This is a genomic window from Streptomyces sp. NPDC002845 (assembly GCF_053591955.1).
The window spans coordinates 23,775-45,738 of record NZ_JBSFUU010000049.1 but is presented as its reverse complement, the minus strand read 5'-3'; the positions used below and the strand labels follow the sequence as shown (position 1 = coordinate 45,738).

At 68.9% G+C, this 21,964-nt stretch carries 20 protein-coding genes; 11 read left to right on the top strand and 9 right to left on the bottom strand.

Annotated elements, in window-relative coordinates:
• Position 1 precedes the first annotated feature (1 nt).
• The 6 genes from murJ (at position 2) to trxA (ending at position 7,259) form a co-directional block, all read left to right on the top strand.
• On the top strand, positions 2-2,236 hold the full coding sequence (gene murJ, locus ACWD3C_RS30490; RefSeq protein WP_451149388.1) for a murein biosynthesis integral membrane protein MurJ: 2,235 nt from the start codon (positions 2-4) through the stop codon (positions 2,234-2,236).
• A 118-nt stretch (positions 2,237-2,354) separates the two neighbouring features.
• Entirely contained in the window at positions 2,355-4,088 is a 1,734-nt protein-coding gene (locus ACWD3C_RS30485) for a protein kinase family protein (RefSeq protein WP_451149387.1), read from the top strand.
• 25 nt (positions 4,089-4,113) lie between these two features.
• Positions 4,114-4,827, top strand: a complete 714-nt coding sequence (gene sigM, locus ACWD3C_RS30480) for an RNA polymerase sigma factor SigM (protein ID WP_451149386.1) — start codon at positions 4,114-4,116, stop codon at positions 4,825-4,827.
• Positions 4,824-5,735, top strand: coding sequence for an anti-sigma factor family protein (locus tag ACWD3C_RS30475; RefSeq protein ID WP_451149385.1), 912 nt, complete (start codon positions 4,824-4,826; stop codon positions 5,733-5,735). Before sigM ends, ACWD3C_RS30475 begins: the two co-directional genes overlap by 4 nt.
• A gap of 176 nt (positions 5,736-5,911) precedes the next feature.
• Positions 5,912-6,883 carry a thioredoxin-disulfide reductase gene (trxB, locus tag ACWD3C_RS30470; protein ID WP_451149384.1) on the top strand — a complete coding sequence of 324 codons (972 nt, stop codon included), beginning with the start codon at positions 5,912-5,914 and terminating at the stop codon, positions 6,881-6,883.
• Positions 6,884-6,926: 43 nt separating this feature from the next.
• Entirely contained in the window at positions 6,927-7,259 is a 333-nt protein-coding gene (trxA, locus tag ACWD3C_RS30465) for a thioredoxin (RefSeq protein WP_122616554.1), read from the top strand.
• Between the two features lie 75 nt (positions 7,260-7,334).
• Here trxA and ACWD3C_RS30460 read toward each other — a convergent pair whose 3' ends face one another.
• From ACWD3C_RS30460 to rpmH, 9 genes are all read right to left on the bottom strand, one after another.
• Positions 7,335-7,952 (bottom strand): GNAT family N-acetyltransferase, encoded by a 618-nt coding sequence (locus ACWD3C_RS30460; RefSeq protein WP_451149383.1) that lies wholly within the window; start codon positions 7,950-7,952, stop codon positions 7,335-7,337.
• A gap of 326 nt (positions 7,953-8,278) precedes the next feature.
• A complete protein-coding gene (locus ACWD3C_RS30455) occupies positions 8,279-9,379 on the bottom strand; it encodes a ParB/RepB/Spo0J family partition protein (RefSeq protein ID WP_451149382.1) in 1,101 nt (366 codons plus the stop codon).
• A complete protein-coding gene (locus ACWD3C_RS30450; RefSeq protein WP_451149381.1) occupies positions 9,376-10,449 on the bottom strand; it encodes a ParA family protein in 1,074 nt (357 codons plus the stop codon). The genes ACWD3C_RS30455 and ACWD3C_RS30450 overlap by 4 nt, the downstream gene beginning before the upstream one ends.
• Before the next feature lie 373 nt (positions 10,450-10,822).
• Positions 10,823-11,539 (bottom strand): 16S rRNA (guanine(527)-N(7))-methyltransferase RsmG, encoded by a 717-nt coding sequence (rsmG, locus tag ACWD3C_RS30445; RefSeq protein WP_451149380.1) that lies wholly within the window; start codon positions 11,537-11,539, stop codon positions 10,823-10,825.
• 107 nt (positions 11,540-11,646) lie between these two features.
• The gene (locus tag ACWD3C_RS30440; RefSeq protein ID WP_451149379.1) at positions 11,647-12,159 is read right to left on the bottom strand and encodes a Jag family protein; all 513 of its coding nucleotides are present in this window, start codon (positions 12,157-12,159) and stop codon (positions 11,647-11,649) included.
• Positions 12,160-12,178: 19 nt separating this feature from the next.
• Positions 12,179-13,462 (bottom strand): membrane protein insertase YidC, encoded by a 1,284-nt coding sequence (gene yidC / locus ACWD3C_RS30435; RefSeq protein WP_451149378.1) that lies wholly within the window; start codon positions 13,460-13,462, stop codon positions 12,179-12,181.
• Between the two features lie 3 nt (positions 13,463-13,465).
• A complete protein-coding gene (yidD, locus tag ACWD3C_RS30430) occupies positions 13,466-13,819 on the bottom strand; it encodes a membrane protein insertion efficiency factor YidD (RefSeq protein ID WP_451149377.1) in 354 nt (117 codons plus the stop codon).
• A complete protein-coding gene (rnpA, locus tag ACWD3C_RS30425) occupies positions 13,816-14,187 on the bottom strand; it encodes a ribonuclease P protein component (RefSeq protein WP_451149376.1) in 372 nt (123 codons plus the stop codon). The genes yidD and rnpA overlap by 4 nt, the downstream gene beginning before the upstream one ends.
• A gap of 21 nt (positions 14,188-14,208) precedes the next feature.
• Positions 14,209-14,346, bottom strand: coding sequence for a 50S ribosomal protein L34 (gene rpmH, locus ACWD3C_RS30420; RefSeq protein ID WP_003956500.1), 138 nt, complete (start codon positions 14,344-14,346; stop codon positions 14,209-14,211).
• A gap of 421 nt (positions 14,347-14,767) precedes the next feature.
• Between rpmH and dnaA the strand changes: the two genes are divergently transcribed.
• The 5 genes from dnaA (at position 14,768) to ACWD3C_RS30395 (ending at position 21,926) form a co-directional block, all read left to right on the top strand.
• Positions 14,768-16,789, top strand: coding sequence for a chromosomal replication initiator protein DnaA (gene dnaA / locus ACWD3C_RS30415; protein ID WP_451149375.1), 2,022 nt, complete (start codon positions 14,768-14,770; stop codon positions 16,787-16,789).
• Between the two features lie 1,126 nt (positions 16,790-17,915).
• Complete coding sequence (gene dnaN, locus ACWD3C_RS30410) at positions 17,916-19,046, top strand: DNA polymerase III subunit beta (RefSeq protein WP_451149374.1); 1,131 nt, start codon at positions 17,916-17,918, stop codon at positions 19,044-19,046.
• 272 nt (positions 19,047-19,318) lie between these two features.
• Positions 19,319-20,194: a phosphogluconate dehydrogenase (NAD(+)-dependent, decarboxylating) gene (gene gnd / locus ACWD3C_RS30405; RefSeq protein ID WP_451149373.1), complete on the top strand. Its 876-nt coding sequence runs from the start codon at positions 19,319-19,321 to the stop codon at positions 20,192-20,194.
• Positions 20,195-20,247: 53 nt separating this feature from the next.
• Entirely contained in the window at positions 20,248-21,369 is a 1,122-nt protein-coding gene (recF, locus tag ACWD3C_RS30400) for a DNA replication/repair protein RecF (RefSeq protein WP_451149372.1), read from the top strand.
• Positions 21,366-21,926 carry a DUF721 domain-containing protein gene (locus ACWD3C_RS30395; protein WP_451149371.1) on the top strand — a complete coding sequence of 187 codons (561 nt, stop codon included), beginning with the start codon at positions 21,366-21,368 and terminating at the stop codon, positions 21,924-21,926. The genes recF and ACWD3C_RS30395 overlap by 4 nt, the downstream gene beginning before the upstream one ends.
• Positions 21,927-21,964 lie beyond the last annotated feature (38 nt).

The window sequence follows — 21,964 nt, the reverse complement described above, 5'->3', positions numbered from 1 at the left end:
CATGAACGCGCCGTACGACGGTGACCGCGGCCAGGGCGCGGCCGGGTCGGGTTCCCCCGAGGGCCCGCCGCCCGAGCCGGGCCAGGTGCCGCCGCAGTCTCCGGCGGACGTGTACCTCCAGGACGCCTACGCCCAGGACCCCTACCGGGCACAGGACCTCTCCGCCCAGGACCCGGTCGCCGAGGCGCTCTACGACCGTGCCGCGCATCCCCCGCCGCCCCCGGGCACGTACCAGCCGCAGCAGCCGCTCTACGCCCAGCCGCCCACCCCGCAGCACGCCCCCGACCCGCGCGTATGGGCCCAGACCCCGGCACCCGAGCCGGACGGACCGACCCAGTACCTGCCCTACGGCGACGACCCGCGCACAACCCAGTACGTGGGCGTGGACGATCTGGTCACCCAGGCCGGGGAGGAGCGGCACGAGCCGGACGCGTTCGCGCACCTCTTCCGGGACCAGCAGCAGGGCGGCACATACCCGCCGGCGGGCCGGCCGTCGGTGCCCGGCCCCGCCCACGCGCCGACCGCGCAGGGCCCCGCCGGCCCGCCTCCGCCGACTGCCCCTCCGGCTCCGGCCGCCCCCGCACCGGCTCCCGCCGCGAAGAAGGGCGGCCGTGCGTCGGGGCTGCTGAAGTCGAGCGCCGTGATGGCGGCGGGCACCATGGTCTCCCGCCTCACCGGCTTCATCCGCTCCGCGATGATCGTCGCGGCGCTGGGTACCGCCCTGCTGGGCGACACGTTCCAGGTGGCGTACCAGCTGCCGACGATGATCTACATCCTGACCGTCGGCGGTGGTCTCAACTCCGTCTTCGTGCCGCAGCTCGTGCGCTCCATGAAGGAGGATGCGGACGGCGGCGAGGCATACGCCAACCGTCTGCTGACCCTGGTCATGGTGATCCTCGGTGCTCTCACCCTGGTCGCCATGCTCGCCGCGCCGCTCCTGGTCCGCGCGCTGTCGAGCTCGGTCGCCGGCGACCCCGCGGCCAACGACGTCGGCGTCACCTTCACCCGCTACTTCCTGCCCACGATCTTCTTCATGGGCATCCATGTGGTGATGGGGCAGATCCTCAACGCCCGCGGCAGCTTCGGGGCGATGATGTGGACCCCGGTCCTGAACAACATCGTCATCATCGTGACGCTCGGCGCGTTCCTGTGGGTGTACGGCAGCGCGGCCGACTCCGGCATGCGGGTCGACAACATCCCGCCGGAGGGCGAGCGGCTCCTCGGTGTCGGCATCCTCCTCGGTCTTGTCGTCCAGTCCCTCGCGATGATCCCGTACCTGCGGGAGACCGGGTTCAGGCTGCGGCTGCGCTTCGACTGGAGGGGCCACGGCCTCGGCAAGGCCGCGATGCTCGCCAAGTGGACGATCCTGTTCGTCCTCGCCAACCAGGCGGGTGCCCTCGTCGTCACCCAGCTCGCCACCGCGTCCGTCAAGGACACGAACATCGCAGGCACCGGCTTCAGCGCCTACGCCAACGCCCAGCTCATCTGGGGCCTGCCGCAGGCCATCATCACCGTCTCCCTGATGGCCGCCCTGCTGCCGCGGATCTCGCGCTCGGCCGCCGAGGACGACGCGGGCGCGGTACGCGACGACATCTCCCAGGGGCTGCGCACGACGGCCGTCGCGATCGTGCCGATCGCCTTCGGCTTCCTCGCGCTCGGCATCCCGATGTGCACGCTGATCTTCGGCTCCTCCGGCACGAGCTCGGCCACGAACATGGGCTACATGCTGATGGCCTTCGGCCTCGGTCTGATCCCGTACTCCGTGCAGTACGTCGTACTGCGCGCCTTCTACGCGTACGAGGACACCAGGACGCCCTTCTACAACACGGTCATCGTGGCCGCCGTCAACGCCGGGGCCGCCGCGGTCTGCTTCATCGTGCTCCCGGCCCGCTGGGCCGTGGTCGGCATGGCGGCCGCGTATGGTCTCGCGTACGCGATCGGCGTCGGCGTCGCCTGGCGGCGGCTGCGCAAGCGGCTCGACGGTGACCTGGACGGTTCCAGGGTGCTGCGGACGTACGCGCGGCTCTGCATCGCCTCGGTGCCGGCCGCTCTGCTCAGCGGCGCGGCCTGCTACGGGATCAGCCGGTCCCTGGGGCAGGGCGTCGGCGGCTCTATGCTCGCCCTCGCCGGGGGCGGCATCATCCTGCTCGGTGTCTTCTTCGTGGCCGCGCGGCGGATGCGCATCGAGGAACTCAACTCGATGGTCGGCATGGTCCGCGGACGCCTGGGGCGTTGAGGCGAGGGTAGGCGCACAACCATCGTCCGCCGCTGTGTGTCGCTCATAGTGGCGGACTGTGGGCACAATTGGCTTTGGCGTCGGACAGCGCGCAATGGATGGGGAGGCAGGAACGACGGTGGCGGAACGGAGCACGGCTGCCGTCGACGTGGCAGGAAACAGCGGTGACGAGCCGCTGACCGCCAAGGCGGACCAGTCCACGGCCGACGGGGTGGCCCAGAACCGGGAGCGGGACACGGAGAGCGCGGCGAGCGAGGAGGCACAGGGGAGCGGCGGGACCGAGGGTTCCGGGAAGACCACTCCGCCCGAACTGCACAGTGGGCACAAGCTCGCCAGACGCTACCGCCTTGAGGAGTGCGTCACCCGTCTGGACGGATTCAGCAGTTGGCGCGCGGTGGATGAGAAGCTCCGGCGCGCCGTCGGCGTGCACGTGCTGCCCGCCGACCATTCCCGGGCGCGCTCCGTGCTGGCCGCGGCCCGCTCGTCCGCGCTGCTGGGTGATCCCCGCTTCGTCCAAGTCCTGGACGCGGTCGAGGAGAACGACCTCGTCTATGTGGTGCACGAGTGGCTCCCCGACGCCACGGAGCTGACGGCGCTGCTGGCGTCCGGCCCGCTGGAGCCGCATGACGCCTACCAGATGGTCAGTCAGATCTCGCACGCCATGGCCGCCGCCCACCGTGAGGGCCTCTCCCATCTCCGGCTCAACCCCAGCGCGGTACTGCGCTCGACGTCCGGTCAGTGGCGCATCCGCGGGCTCGCCGTGAACGCCGCACTGCGCGGGATCAGCTCCGAGACCCCGCAGCGCACCGACACCGAGGCCATCGGCGCCCTGCTGTACGCCGCGCTCACCCAGCGCTGGCCGTACGACACCGACGCATACGGCCTGTCGGGGCTGCCCAAGGACGTCGGGCTCATCGCGCCCGACCAGGTGCGCGCGGGCGTCCACCGTGGCCTGTCCGAGCTCTCCATGCGCGCGCTCGCCAACGACGGCGCGACCGCCTCCCGCCATGAGTCCCCGTGCACCACGCCCGAGGAACTCGTGAAGGCGATCGCCGAGATGCCGCGCATCCGCCCGCCGGAGCCGGCGTTCACCGCCCCGCCCGAGTACCAGCGCACGACCTATCAGCAGGGCACGTACGGCCGCCAGGCCCCGCACCCCGGCGCCACCCAGCCCCTGCCGACACCGCCGCCCCCGCTGCAGAGCCGCACCGGCAAGGCTCTCAAGTGGGCTGTGTCCGCACTGCTGATCGCCGCGCTGGGGCTCGGCAGCTGGCAGCTCGCGGACGCGCTCATGGAGCGCGGTGGCACGTCGTCCGACGAGCCGGGGACGAGCCAGCCGACGGACGGGAACGACAAGAGCGGCGACGACAGCAAGGACCCGGCGAAGCCGATCGCCGTCGAAGGTGCCGAGGAGTATGTCGCGAGCGGCAGCGCCCAGGCCGCGGAGGACGTCGGCTACACGTACGACGGCGACAGCAGCACGTACTGGCGCACCAAGCGCTACGACGACGGTCCGAAGCTGGCGCCCTACAAGCCCGGCGTCGGCATCGTCTACGACCTCGGCTCCGCCAAGGAGATCTCGTCCGCGTCAATAGGGCTCCGGTACAGCGGGGATCACACGACGATCCACCTCTACGCGACGGACTCGCTGTCCCCGTCCACCTCAGTCGACGGGATGACGGAAATCGGCTCGGCCACCTCGACTGGTACCTCGCTGACAGTGAAGGCCTCGAAGCCCGTGAAGAGCCAGTACGTACTGTTGTGGATCACCGATGTGCCGAACGCACCCAGCGACGGCTTCAGCAGCGCCGGCTACAAGCAGGCCATCACCGACGTGACGTTCACGGGCTGAGGGGCTCGCCGAGGGGAGGGGTTCGATGGCAGACGGCGCCGATCACAGCGGAGTGAGTGATCAGGACCTCCTCGCCCGTCATGTCGAGGGTGATCCCGACGCCTTCGGTGAGCTCGTGCGGCGGCACCGCGATCGACTGTGGGCAGTGGCGCTGCGGACGCTGGGGGACCGTGAGGAGGCCGCGGACGCGGTTCAGGACGCGCTTGTCTCCGCCTACCGGGCCGCCCACACCTTCCGTGGCCAGTCGGCCGTCACGACGTGGCTGCACCGGATCACCGTGAACGCCTGCCTGGACCGCGCCCGCAAGGCGGCCTCCCGAAGGACGTCACCGGTGGACGACACCGAGCGCCTGGAGCAGCTCCTGGAGCCGCACGAGTCGGCATCCGCTCCGGCCGAGAGGAACGACTTGCACCGCGAGCTCCTGGAAGCGCTGGGCACCTTGCCCGCCGACCAGCGGGCCGCTCTCGTTCTGGTGGACATGCAGGGTTACCCGGTGGCGGAGGCGGCCCGGATCCTCGACGTGCCCACCGGCACCGTGAAGAGCCGCTGTGCCCGTGGCAGAGCCAGACTTCTGCCGCTCCTCGTCCATCTCCGTGCAGGAAACGGTGGCGAGGGCGGAAAGAAGTCGGGGGGAGGAAGGAACCGGACGCAGGGGACATCCGTCCCACCCGCAGCAGGACCACAGGATGCAGGGCCAAGCGATTCAGCTGCTGTGAAGGGCGGAGGTGGGCGAGCGTGACATCCACGACCGACACGGCCGGACACCCGGAGGTCACGGAACTCTCCGACCTCACCGAAGGTCTGCTCTCGCCGTCCCGTAGCTCGGACGTACGGCGGCATCTAAACGCCTGCCCACTCTGTGCCGACGTCTACGACTCCCTGGAGGAGATCCGTGGCATGCTCGGCACTCTTCCGGGCCCGCTGCCTATGCCCGCCGATGTCGCGGGCCGCATCGATGCCGCCCTGGCTGCCGAAGCTCTGCTGAACGCCACAGCGCCGGACCCCCATGACAAGGGGACTCCCGCAGCGGTCGGCGCGGCCCGTGCCGTGTCCGACGAGGACGACGACACCCATGTTTCACGTGAAACATCGTCCGCCGTGGACCGCCCCGCCGGCCACTCCCGCGCCTCCACCGGCCCGGGCCGAACAAACCGCAAGCGCTACGCCCGCCGTAGGACGGTGTTCCTTGGGACGGTCTTCACGGCTGCCGCTCTGGGTCTCGGCACGCTGCTCGTCCAGTCGATGAACGACAACTCCGGTGATGGCACCCCCCCAGCGGCCCTGTTCTCCGGCACGAAGCTGGAGGACCAAGTAACGGAGCTACTCGCCGGTGGCAAGGAATCCGTCGCCAGGAGTCCCTACGGCTCTGAGACTGACGTCGGCGCAACCGGGTCCACCATCGAGCCGCAAGGCACCTTCGTGAAGTCCGACGTACCCCCATGCGTCCAGGACGGCATCGGCCGCACGGAAACCGCTCTCGCCGTCGAACAGGGAACCTACGAGGGCAAGAACGCCTATCTCGTCGTGCTGCCCGACGAGTCCGACAGCACTCGTGTCATGGCGTACGTCGTCGACGCGGCCTGTGTGAGCGAGACCTCAGCACCCGCAGGCGAAGTCCTCTTGGAGCAGTCCTACCCGAAGTCCTGAGCACGGGCCCCGGCCGATCCACCACCTCCGGCATCCCCGCGTGGTGGTGGGTTGCCGTGTGCCCGGACACACCGGGAATGCGCGCCCCTTAGGATCCGTTGGGTGGGGTGAGAGTTCTGAGAGAGGCTCCCACCGGTAGCAGTACGCAGCAGTCTCCAGAGACGAGGAATCAAGCCGTGAGCGACGTCCGTAACGTGATCATCATCGGCTCCGGGCCCGCCGGCTACACGGCGGCGCTCTACACCGCGCGCGCGTCGCTGAAGCCGCTGGTGTTCGAAGGTGCCGTCACCGCAGGTGGCGCACTGATGACCACCACCGAGGTGGAGAACTTCCCCGGCTTCCAGGACGGCATCATGGGCCCCGAGCTCATGGACAACATGCGCGCCCAGGCCGAGCGGTTCGGCGCCGAACTCGTTCCGGACGACATCGTCGCCGTGGACCTCGCCGGTGAGATCAAGACCGTCACGGACACCGCCGGTACCGTGCACCATGCCGAGGCCGTCATCATCGCCACCGGCTCGCAGCACCGCAAGCTCGGCCTGCCCAACGAGGACGCTCTGTCCGGTCGCGGTGTCTCCTGGTGCGCCACCTGTGACGGGTTCTTCTTCAAGGACCAGGACATCGCCGTGATCGGTGGCGGCGACACCGCGATGGAGGAGGCCACCTTCCTCTCCCGGTTCGCCAGGTCCGTGACCGTCGTGCACCGCCGGGACACCCTGCGCGCCTCCAAGGCGATGCAGGAGCGGGCCTTCGCCGACCCGAAGATCAAGTTCATCTGGGACAGCGAGGTCGCCGAGATCAAGGGCGACCAGAAGCTGGCCGGGCTGACGCTGCGCAATGTCAAGACGGGCGAGACGTCCGAGCTGCCGGTGACGGGTCTGTTCATCGCGATCGGTCACGACCCGCGTACCGAACTCTTCAAGGGTCAGCTCGACCTGGACGAGGAGGGCTACCTGAAGGTCGACGCCCCCTCGACCCGGACCAACCTGACCGGTGTCTTCGGCTCCGGTGACGTGGTCGACCACACCTACCGTCAGGCGATCACCGCGGCCGGCACCGGCTGCTCCGCTGCACTCGACGCCGAGCGTTTCCTCGCCTCCCTCGCGGACAGCGAGCAGACCGCCGAGCCCGAGAAGACCACCGTCTGACCCTCATCCGCCCCACCGCACCAACCAGTTAAGGAGCCCCGCCGTGGCCGGCACCCTGAAGCATGTGACCGACGATTCCTTCGAGCAGGACGTCCTGAAGAGCGACAAGCCCGTCCTGGTGGACTTCTGGGCCGCCTGGTGCGGTCCGTGCCGCCAGATCGCGCCGTCCCTCGAAGCGATCGCCGCTGAGTACGGCGACAAGATCGAGATCGTCAAGCTCAACATCGACGAGAACCCGGGTACGGCCGCCAAGTACGGCGTCATGTCCATCCCGACTCTGAACGTCTACCAGGGTGGCGAGGTCGCCAAGACCATCGTGGGCGCCAAGCCGAAGGCGGCGATCGTGCGCGACCTGGAGGACTTCATCGCCGACTAGTCGGCAGTGTTGTTTCACGTGAAACACGAGTGGGCCGGCCCGAAAGGGCCGGCCCACTCGCTTTGTCCCGGTGCTCTACAGCGGCCGCAGTACGGGCTCCTTCTGCACGGCTCCCAGCAAGCGGTCGAGCGCCAACTCGACGTCCTCCTTCCAGGAGAGCGTGGTTCGCAGCTCCAACCGCAGTCGGGGATACCTGGGGTGAGGGCGGACTGTCTTGAAGCCCACCGCTGTCAGATGGTTGGCGGGCAGGACACACGCCGGTTCCTTCCACCGGGCGTCCCCGAAGGCCTCGATCGCCTTGAAGCCCCGGCGCAGCAGATCCTTGGCGACCGTCTGGACCATCACTCTGCCGAGCCCTTGTCCCTGATAGCCCGGCATGATGAAGGAGGTCATCAGCTGGACCGCGTCGGGGGAGACCGGGCTCGTGGGGAACGCGGTCGCGCGCGGCACATAGGCGGGCGGCGCGTACAGCACAAAGCCCGCCGGGATCTCGTCCACATAGACGACCCTGCCGCAGGATCCCCAGTCCAGCAGAACCGCGGAGATCCACGCCTCCTTCTCCAGCGCGGGCGTTCCCGCCTTTACCGCGGCCTCACTGCTGACTGGGTCCAACTCCCAGAAGACACACGAGCGACAGCGCTTGGGAAGGTCCTGAAGGTTGTCCAGCGTGAGCGGTACGAGTCGACGCCCCATGAAGGCTGTTCCTCGCTTCCTTCGCCCGCAGCGTCGCGGGCAGCTGTCAGAGCGCTCCGCTCCCTGAGCAGGCTGCCGACGAACCCGCCGACCGCCCCCAGCCCAAGGCCCGCGGCCACCAGTCCGGAACGGCTCACGGCTCGCATGGCCCCCGCCTCCCCAATGAAGGTGCCGCCAGGTGGATGCGCCATACCCGATCGCATCGTATCCACGAAGCGATTCCCTCGATACCGTCTGAAAGCAAAGAGCGGGCCGTTTTCCGGTACACACCGGACACGGCCCGCCCTGGCGGTCGACCGGTCGGAAAACGTCCGGCCGGCCGAGGCTCAGGCCTCCGCTTCCTCCGAGTCGTCGTCCAGGAGGCTCTTCTGAAGAACCGGGCCCTCGCCCGGAGCGAGGCTGCCGAGGATCCGCTCCAGATCCTCCATCGAGGCGAACTCGACGGTGATCTTGCCCTTCTTCTGGCCCAGGTCGACCTTCACCCGCGTCTCGAAGCGGTCCGAGAGCCGCGTGGCGAGGTCGCTCAGCGCCGGGGAGAGCCGGGTGCCGGCCCGCGGTCCCTTGGAGCGCGAGGCGGTCTTCGGCCTCGAACCCATCAGGGTGACGATCTCCTCGACGGCACGGACCGAGAGCCCCTCGGCGACGATCCGGTGAGCCAGCTTGTCCTGCTCCTCCGAGTCCTCCACGGAGAGCAGCGCCCGAGCGTGCCCCGCGGAGAGTACCCCTGCCGCCACCCGCCGCTGCACTGCGGGCGACAGCTTCAACAGACGCAAGGTGTTGGAGACTTGAGGGCGAGAACGGCCGATGCGGTCCGCCAGCTGATCGTGCGTGCAGTTGAAGTCCTTGAGCAACTGGTCGTAGGCGGCCGCCTCTTCCAGCGGGTTCAGCTGGGCACGGTGCAGGTTCTCCAGGAGGGCGTCCAGGAGGAGCTTCTCGTCGTCCGTGGCCCGCACGATCGCCGGGATCGCCTCCAGGCCGGCCTCACGGCAGGCCCGCCAGCGCCGCTCGCCCATGATGAGCTCGTAGCGCGTGGGACCCAACTGCCGTACGACGACGGGCTGGAGGAGACCGACTTCCTTGATGGAGGTGACGAGTTCGTGGAGCAGGTCCTCGTCGAACACCTCACGAGGCTGGCGCGGGTTCGGCGTGATGGAGTCGAGGGGCAGCTCGGCGAAGTGAGCACCGATGGGCGCTGCGGGCATTGCCACGGCACCGTTCGACGACGGCTCCTCTGTTTCACGTGAAACAGGCGGCAGCGTCGTCACCTTCGCGGCCGCCACTCCGCGTTCGGGGGTGAGGACAGGTACCGCCGCCGGTGAGGTCGACGCCGCACTCCCCGCCGCTGCCGGTGCCGTCTTCTCCCCTGTCGGGGCTGCGGGGATCAGTGCGCCGAGACCGCGTCCCAGCCCCCTCCGTCGCTCGCTCACTGGATCCCCTCCACCATGCTCTGGTCGCTCTGGGCGCCGATGTGGGCGTGCGTCGGGTCGTATCCGACGTCGATACCCTTCAGCGCGATTTCTCGGGCCGCCTCAAGATAGGACAGGGCACCGCTCGATCCTGGATCGTAGGTCAGCACCGTCTGGCCGTAGCTCGGTGCCTCGGAAATGCGGACCGAGCGGGGAATGCTCGTCCGCAGCACCTCGTCACCGAAGTGGTTGCGCACCTCGTCCGCGACCTGGGACGCAAGACGCGTCCGGCCGTCGTACATGGTGAGCAGGATGGTCGACACATGCAGGGCGGGGTTGAGGTGCCCCCGCACCAGGTCGACATTGCGCAGCAGTTGCCCCAGTCCCTCCAGCGCGTAGTACTCACACTGGATCGGGATGAGGACCTCCGCACCGGCGACCAACGCGTTGACCGTCAGCAGACCGAGCGAGGGTGGGCAGTCGATGAGGATGTAGTCCAGCGGCTGCTCATATGCCTGAATCGCTCGCTGCAATCGGCTCTCCCTCGCCACCAGGGACACCAGCTCGATCTCCGCACCGGCGAGATCGATCGTGGCGGGGGCGCAGAAGAGACCCTCGACATCGGGAACGGGCTGGACGACCTCGGAGAGCGGCTTGCTGTCGATCAACACGTCGTAGATGGAAGGAACCTCGGCGTGGTGGTCGATGCCCAGCGCGGTGGACGCATTGCCCTGAGGGTCGAGGTCGACCACCAGGACACGGCCACCGTGCAGGGCCAGCGACGCGGCAAGGTTGACCGTGGTCGTGGTCTTGCCCACCCCGCCCTTCTGGTTGGCGACCACCATGACACGGGTCTGCTCGGGCCGCGGCAGACCCTCGCCGGCGCGGCCCAGAGCCTCCACCGCCAGTTGGGCAGCACGACCGATGGGAGTGTCGTCCATCGGGGGCGGTGTTTCACGTGAAACATCCTCCCCCATCGACTCGGTACGGGGACCGGGGACCGGATCGGTCATCGGTCCCGCGATGTTGGCGTCGGACCGCAAGGATTCACTCTCCTCGACTTCAGGCTCGCAATGAACAGAGCCTCCCATGTCTTCGGGGTCGTGAACCAGTGAGGCCTGGTCTTCTGTGGAGAAATCCACCTCTGTGGACAACTCCGTTACCTCTGCGGGTGATGCGGGAGGCTTACGGTCCCGGGGGCTGGCCGCAGCGCGGCCGCGACTGATGATGCCGTGCAGCAGTGAGCGACGTTTCACGTGAAACACGATGCCTAGCGGTCCCGGCCATACCGGCGCGACACTCCGAGATGCGTAGGTTTGGCAGCTTGTGTGGAGTACGGCTGGTCGTCAGGACGGATCAACGAACGTGACGAAAAACTCCCGACTCCGTCCACGAAGCCGGGAGCCCCTGTCCCCTTCTCAGCCCCTGCCAACCCGGCAGGCCGCCCTGTTCCGTCCCGCAAGCTCAGCGACGGCGACGCGTCCGCCCCGTCCGTGCCGCCTTGGCGCGCTTGGCCGCGAAACGGACGCCGCCGGGGCTCTCCCCGACCTCGACCCGCACCACGGTGGACAGCGGATCCACGACGCCCTCGCCGACGTGCAGGATGGATGTCTCCACGGCACCGAGCTTGCTCAGAGCGGTGGCCGCGCTCTTGAGCTCCTCCTCGGCGGTGTCGCCCTTCAGCGCGAGCATCTCCCCGTACGGACGCAGCAGCGGAATGCCCCAGGCGGCCAGCCGGTCCAGCGGAGCCACGGCCCGTGCCGTCACGACGTGGACCGGGGGCAGCTTGCCCATGACCTCCTCGGCGCGGCCACGGACGACCGTCACATGGTCGAGGCCCAAGAGCTCGACGACCTCGGTGAGGAAGTTCGTGCGACGCAACAGAGGCTCCAGCAGCGTGATCTTCAGATCCTCCCGGACGAGGGCCAGCGGGATGCCCGGGAGCCCGGCGCCGGAACCCACATCGCACACGGTGACACCCTCGGGCACGACCTCCGAGAGCACCGCGCAGTTCAGCAGGTGCCGCTCCCACAGCCGGGGCACTTCACGGGGACCGATCAGGCCGCGCTGCACGCCCGCCTCGGCCAGCAGTTCCGCGTACCGCACCACGTCTACGAAGCGATCGCCGAAAACCGCCCGGGCCTGCTCGGGAGCGGGGGGGAGCTCCGCTGCCTCTGTCACGGGAACCGTCCTTCCGTACCGCACAAGCGCACTCGCGCTGGCTACCAGGCTGACAAAGTTCGGCCCCGCCTGCGCAACAGACGGGGCCGGGGGAACTACGTACTGGATCAGGCGGGAAGCACGACGACGAAGCGCTCCGGCTCCTCGCCCTCGGACTCGCTGCGCAGGCCCGCGGCCTTGACCGCGTCGTGCACCACCTTGCGCTCGAAGGGCGTCATCGGCTTCAGCTTCACCGGCTCGCCGGAACTCTTCGCCTCGGCAGCGGCCTTGGCGCCCAGCTCCGAGAGTTCCGCACGCTTCTTGGCCCGGTAGCCCGCGATGTCCAGCATCAGACGGCTGCGGTCGCCGGTCTCCCGGTGCACGGCCAGGCGCGTGAGCTCCTGGAGCGCTTCCAGCACCTCGCCGTCCCGGCCGACGAGCTTCTGCAGATCGCGGCTGCCGGCGTCGCTGATGATCGACACGGCGGCGCGGTCGGCCTCGACGTCCATGTCGATGTCGCCGTCGAGGTCGGCGATGTCCAGCAGACCCTCGAGGTAGTCCGCCGCGATCTCGCCCTCCTGCTCCAGGCGGGTCAGGGTGTCGCCACCCTCGGAGGCGGCGGAGGTGGTGCCTTCCGTCACGGGATGGACTCCTTCTTGCTTACTTCTTGGACGGGGACTTGGGGCGCTGCTGGCCCTTGCGCTGACCGGACTGGGCCTTGCTCCGGCCGCCGGAACCCGAGCCCGGCTTGGGCGTCGCTTTCTTGGCGGCGGCGGGCTTGGCGTCCTCCGGCTCGTCGGACTTGCTCAGCGAGGTGGTGGTCTTCGGCTCGGAGTCACCGCCCTGCTTCTGAGCACCCGACTGGCGCTGCGCCTTGCTCTGCCGCTTGGGCTGCTGGCGCCTGGGAGCGGCGGTCGTCGGCGTACCGTCCTCGACCGTGGCGACGGCCGAGGCCTCGCTCTTGACCACGCTGCCGTCGGACTGGGCCGCGAGGCCCGCCTTGTTCAGGCCGTTGACGAACTTGCGCTCGTACTCGTTGCGGTCGCGGCCCTTGGCGACGATGGCCTTGACGATGGCGCGCTCGCTGCGGCTGCGGGTCTTGCCGTGGTGCGTGACGTGCTTGTACAGACGGTCCAGGTACGCGGCCTGGGCCTTGGAGCCCGGGGTCGGGTTGTTGTGGATCACGTACATCTGCTGACCCATGGTCCACACGTTGGTGGTCAGCCAGTAGACGAGGACACCGACCGGGAAGTTGATGCCGAAGACGGCGAACATGACGGGGAAGACGTACATCAGCATCTTCTGCTGCTGCATGAACGGCGTCTTCACCGTGGTGTCGACGTTCTTCGTCATCAGCTGGCGCTGCGTGTAGAACTGCGACGCCGACATCAGGACGATCATGATCGCGGTGATGACGCGGACGTCGGTGATGGAGGAGCCGAGCGCCTCCACCTTCGACGAGCTGTCCGTGAACTTCGCCGCGAGCGGAGCGCCGAAGATGTGCGCCTTCTGCGCACTCTCCAACAGCCGGGTGTTGATCACGCCGATGGTGTCGTTCTGCGCGATGCTGTTGAGCACGTGGTACAGGGCGAAGAAGAACGGGGACTGCGCCAGGATGGGAAGGCACGAGGACAGCGGGTTGGTACCCGTCTCCTTGTACAGCTTCATCATCTCTTCGGACTGACGCTGCTTGTCGTTCTTGTAGCGCTCCTGGATCTTCTTCATCTCGGGCTGGAGCGTCTGCATGGCCCGGGTCGCCTTGATCTGCTTCACGAAGAGCGGGATCAGGCAGATGCGGATCAGGATCACCAGGGACACGATGGACAGGCCCCAGGCCCAGCCCGTGTCCGGGCCGAAGATGGCGCCGTACACCGAGTGGAACTGGACGATGACCCAGGAGACGGGTGTCGTGATGAAGCTGAAAATACTGGCAATCGTGTCCACTAATCAGGCTCCTTGAGCATGGGACGGGGTCTCGGCGGCCGGGCCCGGGGCAGTGGTGTCCCCGGTGGCCGGTTCGGCGGCGGAGGGCCCGCCCTTGCGTGCGTGCCAGGCGTTGCGCAGCGCTTCGTGCCACCGCGGTCGCTTGCGCGGCGGGACATGGTCCACACCGCCGAGCGACCACGGATTGCACCGCAGGATGCGCCAGGCGGTGAGTGCCGTTCCCTTGATCGCACCATGCCGGTCGATGGCCTGGTAGCCGTAGTGGGAACACGACGGGTAGTACTTGCACACCGGCCCGAGCAGCGGGCTGATGGTCCACTGATACAGCTTGATCAGCGCCAGCAACGGGTACTTCATCGCACGCCCCCTCCCAGCAGCCGCTGAAGGGCGGCATCCAGGTCTCGGGCCAGTTGTACGTGGTCGACGTCACCCGCACCGGGCAGCGCTCGTACGACTACCAGGCTACCGGGGGGCAGCAGGGCCACTCGCTCACGCATCAGATGGCGAAGCCTGCGCTTCACCTTGTTGCGTACGACCGCTCCCCCCACGGCCTTGCTCACGACGAAACCCGCACGCGTCGGGGGAGCGCTCTCCCCAGGCGCGTGCGGGTCCGTGGCACCGCTACGTAGGTGAACGACAAGGAGTGGGCGTCCGGCCCGGCGCCCTCGTCGTACCGCGGTCGCGAAGTCCTCGCGCCGCCTCAGCCGGTTCTCGGTGGGCAGCACGACGTCATGACCTGACCGGGATCAGGCGGACAGACGGGCGCGACCCTTGCTGCGGCGGGACGCGAGAATCGCGCGGCCGGCACGGGTGCGCATACGCAGCCGGAAGCCGTGGGTCTTCGCGCGACGACGGTTGTTCGGCTGGAAGGTGCGCTTGCTCACTCGGGGGCTCCAGAAATAAATCGGTAGTGGCGGGGTGCCGTCCTGGCTGTCACCGTGCGCCCACGAGTAGCTCGTATTAACGCCCGAGTGCACCGCTTTCCGATCACCTGACGCGATCTGTGCCCATCGGAGGCAGGCGGCAGCAGCCATCGACAACTCGACCTGGTTACGGTACGCGCGGCTACGCCATCCGGTCAAACCAGGGGCGACGGGGAGACACTATCCACAGGCTGGGGACAACAACTTGAACCGCACCGGTCGCCCTGACTACCGTGGCTGAACTCCGATTCGTTCCACCTGCCCCAGCAGATTCGTTCCCGCCCCACCCGTCCCGGCTTCGGGCCAGACCGCCCCACCCGACGTACAACCCGACTAGTTCCCAGAACCACACGTTCGTGGGACCCGTGAGAGAGCGTGCCCTGTGGCTGACGTACCTGCCGATCTTGCCGCAGTGTGGCCACGAGTGCTGGAACAACTCCTCGGTGAGGGCCGCGGGCAGGGTGTCGAGGCGAAGGACGAGCACTGGATCAGACGCTGTCAGCCCCTCGCGCTGGTGGCGGACACCGCACTTCTCGCCGTCCCGAACGAGTTCGCCAAGGGCGTGCTCGAAGGCCGTCTCGCGCCGATCGTCAGCGAGACGCTGAGCCGCGAGTGCGGCCGCCCGATCCGCATCGCGATCACCGTCGACAGCTCGGTGGGCGAGCCCTCCTCTCCGCCGGTGCCTGCCGCTCAACCCCGGTACGAGGAGCCCGAGCTCCCCGCCGGCCCGGGACAGAACCGGGACGACGAGTACGACGGTCGGGGCCGCGGCGGCTACAACGGCCAGGGCCGGGGCATATACGACAGCCGGCCCCGGGATCCGTACGAGGGCTACGGCCGCCACCGCGCCGACGACCGCGGCGCCGGCCGCGCCGAACACCTCCCCGGCGGCTCAGGCGACCACTTGCCGCCACAGCGCACGGGCCCGCACGGCGGTGACCGGAGCGACCAGCTCCCGACCGCCCGGCCCGCTTACCCGTCCGACTACCAGCGCCCCGAGCCGGGTGCCTGGCCTCGGCCCTCGCAGGACGACTACGGCTGGCAGCAGCAACGCCTCGGCTTCCCCGAGCGCGACCCGTACGCCTCCCCTTCCTCGGACTACCGTCCGCAGTCGATGGAGCGGCCGTCGTACGAGCAGCAGCGACAGGAGTACGACTCCTCGCGCGCCGACTACGACCAGGGCCGGGCCGATTACGACCAGGGCCGCGGCGACTACGACCAGCGCCCCGACCGTCGTGAGCTGCCCGAGCCCTCCGCGGGCTCCGGTCATGTGCACCGGGGCGGGCCGGTCGGCTCGACGCTGCCCGCCTCCAGCGGCGCCCCCGGCCCGCTGGCCGCGCAGCCCGCGCCGGCGACCGGGCCGGGCGAACCCACGGCGCGCCTGAACCCGAAGTACCTCTTCGACACCTTCGTCATCGGTGCCTCCAACCGTTTCGCGCACGCGGCCGCGGTCGCCGTCGCCGAGGCGCCGGCGAAGGCGTACAACCCCCTCTTCATCTATGGGGAGTCGGGGCTCGGCAAGACGCACCTGCTGCACGCCATCGGGCACTACGCGCGCAGCCTCTACCCCGGCACGCGCGTGCGCTATGTGAGCTCGGAGGAGTTCACCAACGAGTTCATCAACTCCATCCGCGACGGCAAGGGCGACAGCTTCCGCAAGCGGTACCGGGAGATGGACATCCTGCTCGTCGACGACATCCAGTTCCTGGCGGACAAGGAGTCGACGCAGGAGGAGTTCTTCCACACGTTCAACACGCTCCACAACGCCAACAAGCAGATCGTGCTGTCCAGCGACCGGCCGCCGAGGCAGTTGGTCACGTTGGAGGACCGACTGCGGAACCGTTTCGAGTGGGGCCTGACCACCGACGTCCAGCCGCCCGAACTGGAGACGCGTATCGCGATTCTGCGGAAGAAGGCGGTGCAGGAGCAGCTCAACGCCCCGCCGGAGGTGCTGGAGTTCATCGCCTCCCGGATCTCGCGCAACATCCGGGAGCTGGAGGGCGCGCTGATCCGCGTGACGGCGTTCGCGTCGTTGAATCGGCAGCCGGTGGATCTCGGACTGACCGAGATCGTGCTCAAGGATCTGATCCCGGGCGGTGAGAACGCGGCGCCCGAGATCACGGCGACCGCGATCATGGCCGCGACGGCGGACTACTTCGGGCTGACCGTGGAGGATCTGTGCGGGACCTCGCGGGGGCGTGCGCTGGTGACGGCTCGGCAGATCGCCATGTATCTGTGCCGTGAGCTGACCGATCTGTCGTTGCCCAAGATCGGGGCGCAGTTCGGTAACCGGGACCATACGACTGTCATGCATGCCGATCGGAAGATCCGTGCGCTGATGGCCGAGCGGCGGTCCATCTACAACCAGGTGACTGAGCTCACCAACAGGATCAAGAACGGCTGAGGTACAGGGTGTGCCTTGCGGCGGGGGTTCTTCGCCCCCGCCGCCCCTACCCGTCCCATCCTCCAGGGGGCTCCGCCCCTTCGACCCCGCCAGGGGGCGGAGCCCCCTGGACCCCCGGACCTATGCCCACCCACCACCCGACTCGGCAGGTCAGGAAGTGGGCCTCGCACCCCTCAGCCCGTCCGGCGTTTCAGGACGCGGCCGTAAGCCGACGGTTGAGGTCCAGGGGCACAGACTCAGCTGCTGCGGCCCAGGGCGCAGCCTCGACAGCCGGCTTCAAGGGACGGAAGCCGGGTTCCTCGGTGCTTCGAAGCCGTGTTGCGTGTTGTCCGCTCGTCATCGGGTGTTCGATTCCGTGCCGAGTTACGGTCGCTCTCCACAGATTCGGGGACTTTCTGGTGTCCACACCCTGGGGACTGGGGAGTTATGCAGATCGTGTCCACAGGGGGAGCTGTCTAGAGGGCATCGGGGCAGGTCATGTGCCTGTGGATCGGTGGACGAACGATCTCCACAGGCTGTGGACAACGAGAGGATCCACAGGCTGTGTACGGAGTTGTCCACCGGCAACCCACAGGCTGTGGTCGGTTGTCCCCAGTGATCCGCGGCTTCTCCACATGGCTGTCCACTGTTCGGCAACACAACGCGCCCTCTCACCGCGTCGAGTGAAAGGCGTCACATCAAGGTGCCGGGTTGGGCTGTGGGAAAGGTGGGTAAACCTGGGGACGCAGTTGGGGAGAAGTGGCCCGAGGCTGTGCATGGGGTGTGCAGAACTTTCTGTTCTCCACAGAGACCCCTGGTTGTCCACCGCCTCCGCCCACAGGGTCCGTGGACAAAATATCGCCTCTGAGCTGCGAAAACGTAGTTATCCACGGTTTCCACAGGCCCTACTACTACTCCCAACCAGAGAGAGCGAGGAATTCGTTTCGAAGCGGGTCCTGTGCACAACTCGCTCTCGGTTGCCGGGCAGCCGCTCGTCACGACTTGACCCCGAGGGGCACCTACTGTCAGTGCTGTGCGTCAGACTGTTCCCCGGTGTCCTTCCCCTCCCAGAGGGCCCACGACACCAAGTCAGACGACGAAGGCCAGGCAGGGCGAGAAGCGCCGGCAACAGCAGGAGGCGGCAACAGTGAAGATCCGGGTGGAACGCGACGTACTCGCGGAGGCAGTGGCCTGGGCGGCGCGCAGCCTCCCGGCCCGTCCGCCGGCGCCTGTCCTCGCCGGCCTCCTGCTGAAGGCCGAGGACGGTCAGCTGAGCCTGTCCAGCTTCGACTACGAGGTCTCCGCGCGTGTGTCGGTGGAGGCGGAGGTCGAGGAGGAGGGCACGGTTCTCGTTTCCGGCCGCCTCCTCGCCGACATCTCCCGCGCACTCCCGAACCGGCCGGTGGAGATCTCCACAGACGGTGTACGGGCGACCGTGGTCTGCGGGTCCTCGCGATTCACACTCCACACCCTGCCTGTGGAGGAGTACCCGGCCCTGCCGCAGATGCCGACGGCGACCGGCACCGTCCCCGGCGAGGTCTTCGCCTCCGCCGCCGCCCAGGTGGCCATCGCCGCCGGGCGCGACGACACGCTGCCCGTCCTCACCGGCGTACGCATCGAGATCGAGGGCGACACGGTCACGCTGGCGTCCACCGACCGCTACCGCTTCGCGGTTCGCGAGTTCCTGTGGAAGCCGGAGAACCCGGAGGCGTCCGCGGTCGCCCTGGTGCCCGCCAAGACGCTCCTGGACACCGCCAAGGCGCTCACGAGCGGCGACAGCGTGACGCTGTCGCTGTCCGGCTCCGGTGCGGGCGAGGGGCTCATCGGTTTCGAGGGCGCCGGTCGCCGTACGACGACCCGTCTCCTGGAGGGTGACCTCCCGAAGTACCGCACGCTGTTCCCGACGGAGTTCAACAGCGTCGCCGTCATCGAGACAGCCCCCTTCGTGGAGGCCGTCAAGCGTGTGGCCCTGGTCGCCGAGCGCAACACCCCGGTGCGGCTGAGCTTCGAGCAGGGCGTGCTCATCCTGGAGGCCGGCTCCAGCGACGACGCACAGGCTGTGGAAAGGGTCGACGCCCAGCTGGAGGGCGACGACATCTCGATCGCCTTCAACCCGACCTTCCTGCTGGACGGCCTGAGCGCCATCGACTCCCCGGTGGCCCAGCTCTCCTTCACGACGTCCACGAAGCCCGCGCTGCTCAGCGGCAAGCCGGCGATGGACGCGGAGGCGGACGAGGCGTACAAGTACCTGATCATGCCGGTGCGGCTCAGCGGTTGAGCGATGCGAGGGTGCTCAGCCTTGGCGGAGCTGTCGGCTGGGGGTGTGGGGGTTATCCCCCACAAGATCGCGGTATGCCGGTGCGGCTCAGTGGCTGACGGTTGTCCACAGTGCTCCCGGGCCCGGTGGATCGCCGGGCCCGCGTGGTGAAGCCGCAGGTGATGGCGTACTTCTGAGCGGCTGTGCCCACAGGTGTGCACAAGCGTCCGGGTTTAGGCTCAGGCATGGGTACGAAGTGCCCTCATGCCACGTCGCAACCTAAGGAACAACTGATGGAGCTCGGTCTCGTCGGCCTCGGCAAGATGGGCGGCAACATGCGCGAGCGGATCCGCCGCGCGGGCCACACCGTCGTCGGATACGACCGCAACCCGGACCTCGCCGATGTCCGCAGCCTCGAAGAGCTTGTGGGCAGGCTCAAGGGCCCGCGTGTGGTGTGGGTGATGGTTCCGGCCGGTGGCCCGACCCAGTCGACCATCGACGAGCTGGCCGAGCTCCTGGAGCCCGGTGACGTCGTCGTGGACGGCGGGAACTCGCGCTGGACGGACGACGAGAGGCACGCCGAGGAGCTGGCGGCCAAGGGCATAGGCTTCGTCGACTGCGGGGTCTCCGGCGGCGTCTGGGGCCTGGAGAACGGCTACGCGCTGATGTACGGCGGCGACGCGGAGAACGTCGCCAAGGTGCGGCCGGTCTTCGACGCCCTCAAGCCCGAGGGCGACTCCGGCGCGGTGCACGCGGGCAAGGTCGGCGCGGGCCACTTCGCGAAGATGGTCCACAACGGCATCGAGTACGCGATGATGCAGGCGTACGCCGAGGGCTGGGAGCTGCTGGAGGCGGTCGACTCCGTCACGGACGTGCGCGAGGTGTTCCGTTCCTGGCAGGAGGGGACGGTCATCCGTTCCTGGCTCCTCGACCTGGCCGTGAACGCCCTCGACGAGGACGAGCACCTGGACCGGCTCAAGGGTTATGCACAGGACTCCGGCGAGGGCCGGTGGACTGTGGAGGCGGCCATCGACAACGCCGTGCCGCTGCCCGCGATCACGGCCTCCCTCTTCGCGCGGTTCGCGTCGCGCCAGGAGGACTCTCCGCAGATGAAGATGATCGCGGCGCTGCGGAACCAGTTCGGCGGCCACGCGGTCGAGACGAAGTAGTCCACAGGGCCGCGTGTTCGGTCCACAACCCTGGGGGAGGTCGGCACCCGACCATGCACGTCACGCATCTGTCGCTGGCCGACTTCCGCTCGTACGCCGGGGTCGAGGTCCCGCTCGACCCCGGCGTCACCGCGTTCGTGGGCCCCAACGGGCAGGGCAAGACGAACCTGGTCGAGGCGGTCGGCTACCTCGCCACCCTCGCCAGCCACCGGGTCGCCTCGGACGCGCCCCTGGTCCGCATGGGCGCCGACCGCGCGATCATCCGGGCCCAGGTCAGGCAGGGCGACCGGCAGCAGCTGGTCGAGCTGGAGCTGAACCCCGGCAAGGCCAACCGGGCCCGCATCAACAGGTCCTCGCAGGTCAGGCCCCGTGATGTGCTCGGCATCGTACGGACGGTGCTGTTCGCGCCCGAGGACCTCGCCCTGGTCAAGGGCGACCCCGGCGAGCGGCGCCGGTTCCTCGACGAGCTGGTCACCGCCCGCTCGCCGCGCATGGCGGGTGTCCGTTCCGACTACGAGCGGGTCCTCAAGCAGCGCAACACCCTGCTGAAGACGGCCGCGCTGGCCCGGCGGCACGGCGGCCGGGCCATGGACCTCTCCACCCTGGACGTCTGGGACCAGCACCTCGCGCGCGTGGGTGCCGAACTGCTCGCCCAGCGCCTCGACCTGGTCGCCGCGGTCCAGCCGCTCGCCGACAAGGCGTACGAGCAGCTGGCGCCCGGCGGCGGTCCGGTCGCCCTGGAGTACAAGTCGTCCGCCCCCGGAGAGGCACACACGCGTGAAGCCCTCCACGACCAGCTGATGGCCGCGCTCGCCGAGGTCCGCAAGCAGGAGATCGAGCGGGGCGTCACCCTCGTAGGACCCCATCGGGACGATGTGGTCCTCAAACTCGGTCAGCTGCCCGCCAAGGGGTACGCGTCCCACGGCGAGTCCTGGTCGTACGCCCTGGCGCTGCGCCTGGCCTCGTACGACCTGCTGCGGGCCGAGGGCAACGAACCGGTGCTCGTCCTCGACGACGTCTTCGCCGAGCTGGACACCCGCAGAAGGGAGCGGCTCGCGGAACTCGTCGCCCCCGGGGAGCAGGTCCTGGTGACCGCCGCGGTCGACGACGACGTACCGGGCGTGCTGACGGGGACGCGGTACACCGTGGCGGACGGGGCGGTGGAGCGCGTATGAGCGAGCCCGGAGAACGCCCCGAGGCGCCCAGGACTCCCGGGGTACCCAAGACCCCCGAGCCCTCCGGCGTCGACCTCGCGCGCGTGGCGTTGCGTGCGGCGAGGGAAGCGGCACGCGCGCGTGGGGACGCGGTACAGCAGAAGAAGCAGGCGCGGCGCGGAGGCGGTCTGCGCTCCGGCGCGGGCGTCGACGGGCGCGACCCGATGGCCCTCGGCGCCGCCATCAACCGCCTGATCACGGAGCGCGGCTGGGAGGCCCCGGCGGCGGTGGGCGGTGTCATGGGGCGCTGGCCGCAGATCGTCGGTGAGGACGTGGCCAAGCACTGCGTGCCGGAGAGGTACGACGAGGACGAGCGCGTGCTGGTCGTGCGCTGCGACTCCACGGTATGGGCGACGAACCTGCGCCTGCTCGCCCCGCAGGTGGTCGCCCGGCTGAACGAGGACCTCGGTCACGGCCGGGTGCGCGTGCTCAAGGTGCTCGGCCCCGGTGGCCCCGCCCGCCGCTTCGGTCCCCTGCGTGCCCCGGGGAGCTCGGGGCCCGGGGACACCTACGGGTGACCGGAGTCACAGTGTCGGTTCCCGCACAGAAGCGCACA

Excerpts from the sequence above, each read along its gene's own strand:
- murJ (WP_451149388.1), top strand. The coding sequence starts at position 2 with ATGAACGCGCCGTACGACGGTGACCGCGGCCAGGGCGCGGCCGGGTCG.
- sigM (WP_451149386.1), top strand. The coding sequence starts at position 4,114 with ATGGCAGACGGCGCCGATCACAGCGGAGTGAGTGATCAGGACCTCCTC.
- ACWD3C_RS30460 (WP_451149383.1), bottom strand. The coding sequence starts at position 7,952 with ATGGGGCGTCGACTCGTACCGCTCACGCTGGACAACCTTCAGGACCTT.
- ACWD3C_RS30450 (WP_451149381.1), bottom strand. The coding sequence starts at position 10,449 with ATGGGAGGCTCTGTTCATTGCGAGCCTGAAGTCGAGGAGAGTGAATCC.
- yidD (WP_451149377.1), bottom strand. The coding sequence starts at position 13,819 with ATGAAGTACCCGTTGCTGGCGCTGATCAAGCTGTATCAGTGGACCATC.
- gnd (WP_451149373.1), top strand. The coding sequence starts at position 19,319 with ATGGAGCTCGGTCTCGTCGGCCTCGGCAAGATGGGCGGCAACATGCGC.
- recF (WP_451149372.1), top strand. The coding sequence starts at position 20,248 with ATGCACGTCACGCATCTGTCGCTGGCCGACTTCCGCTCGTACGCCGGG.
- ACWD3C_RS30395 (WP_451149371.1), top strand. The coding sequence starts at position 21,366 with ATGAGCGAGCCCGGAGAACGCCCCGAGGCGCCCAGGACTCCCGGGGTA.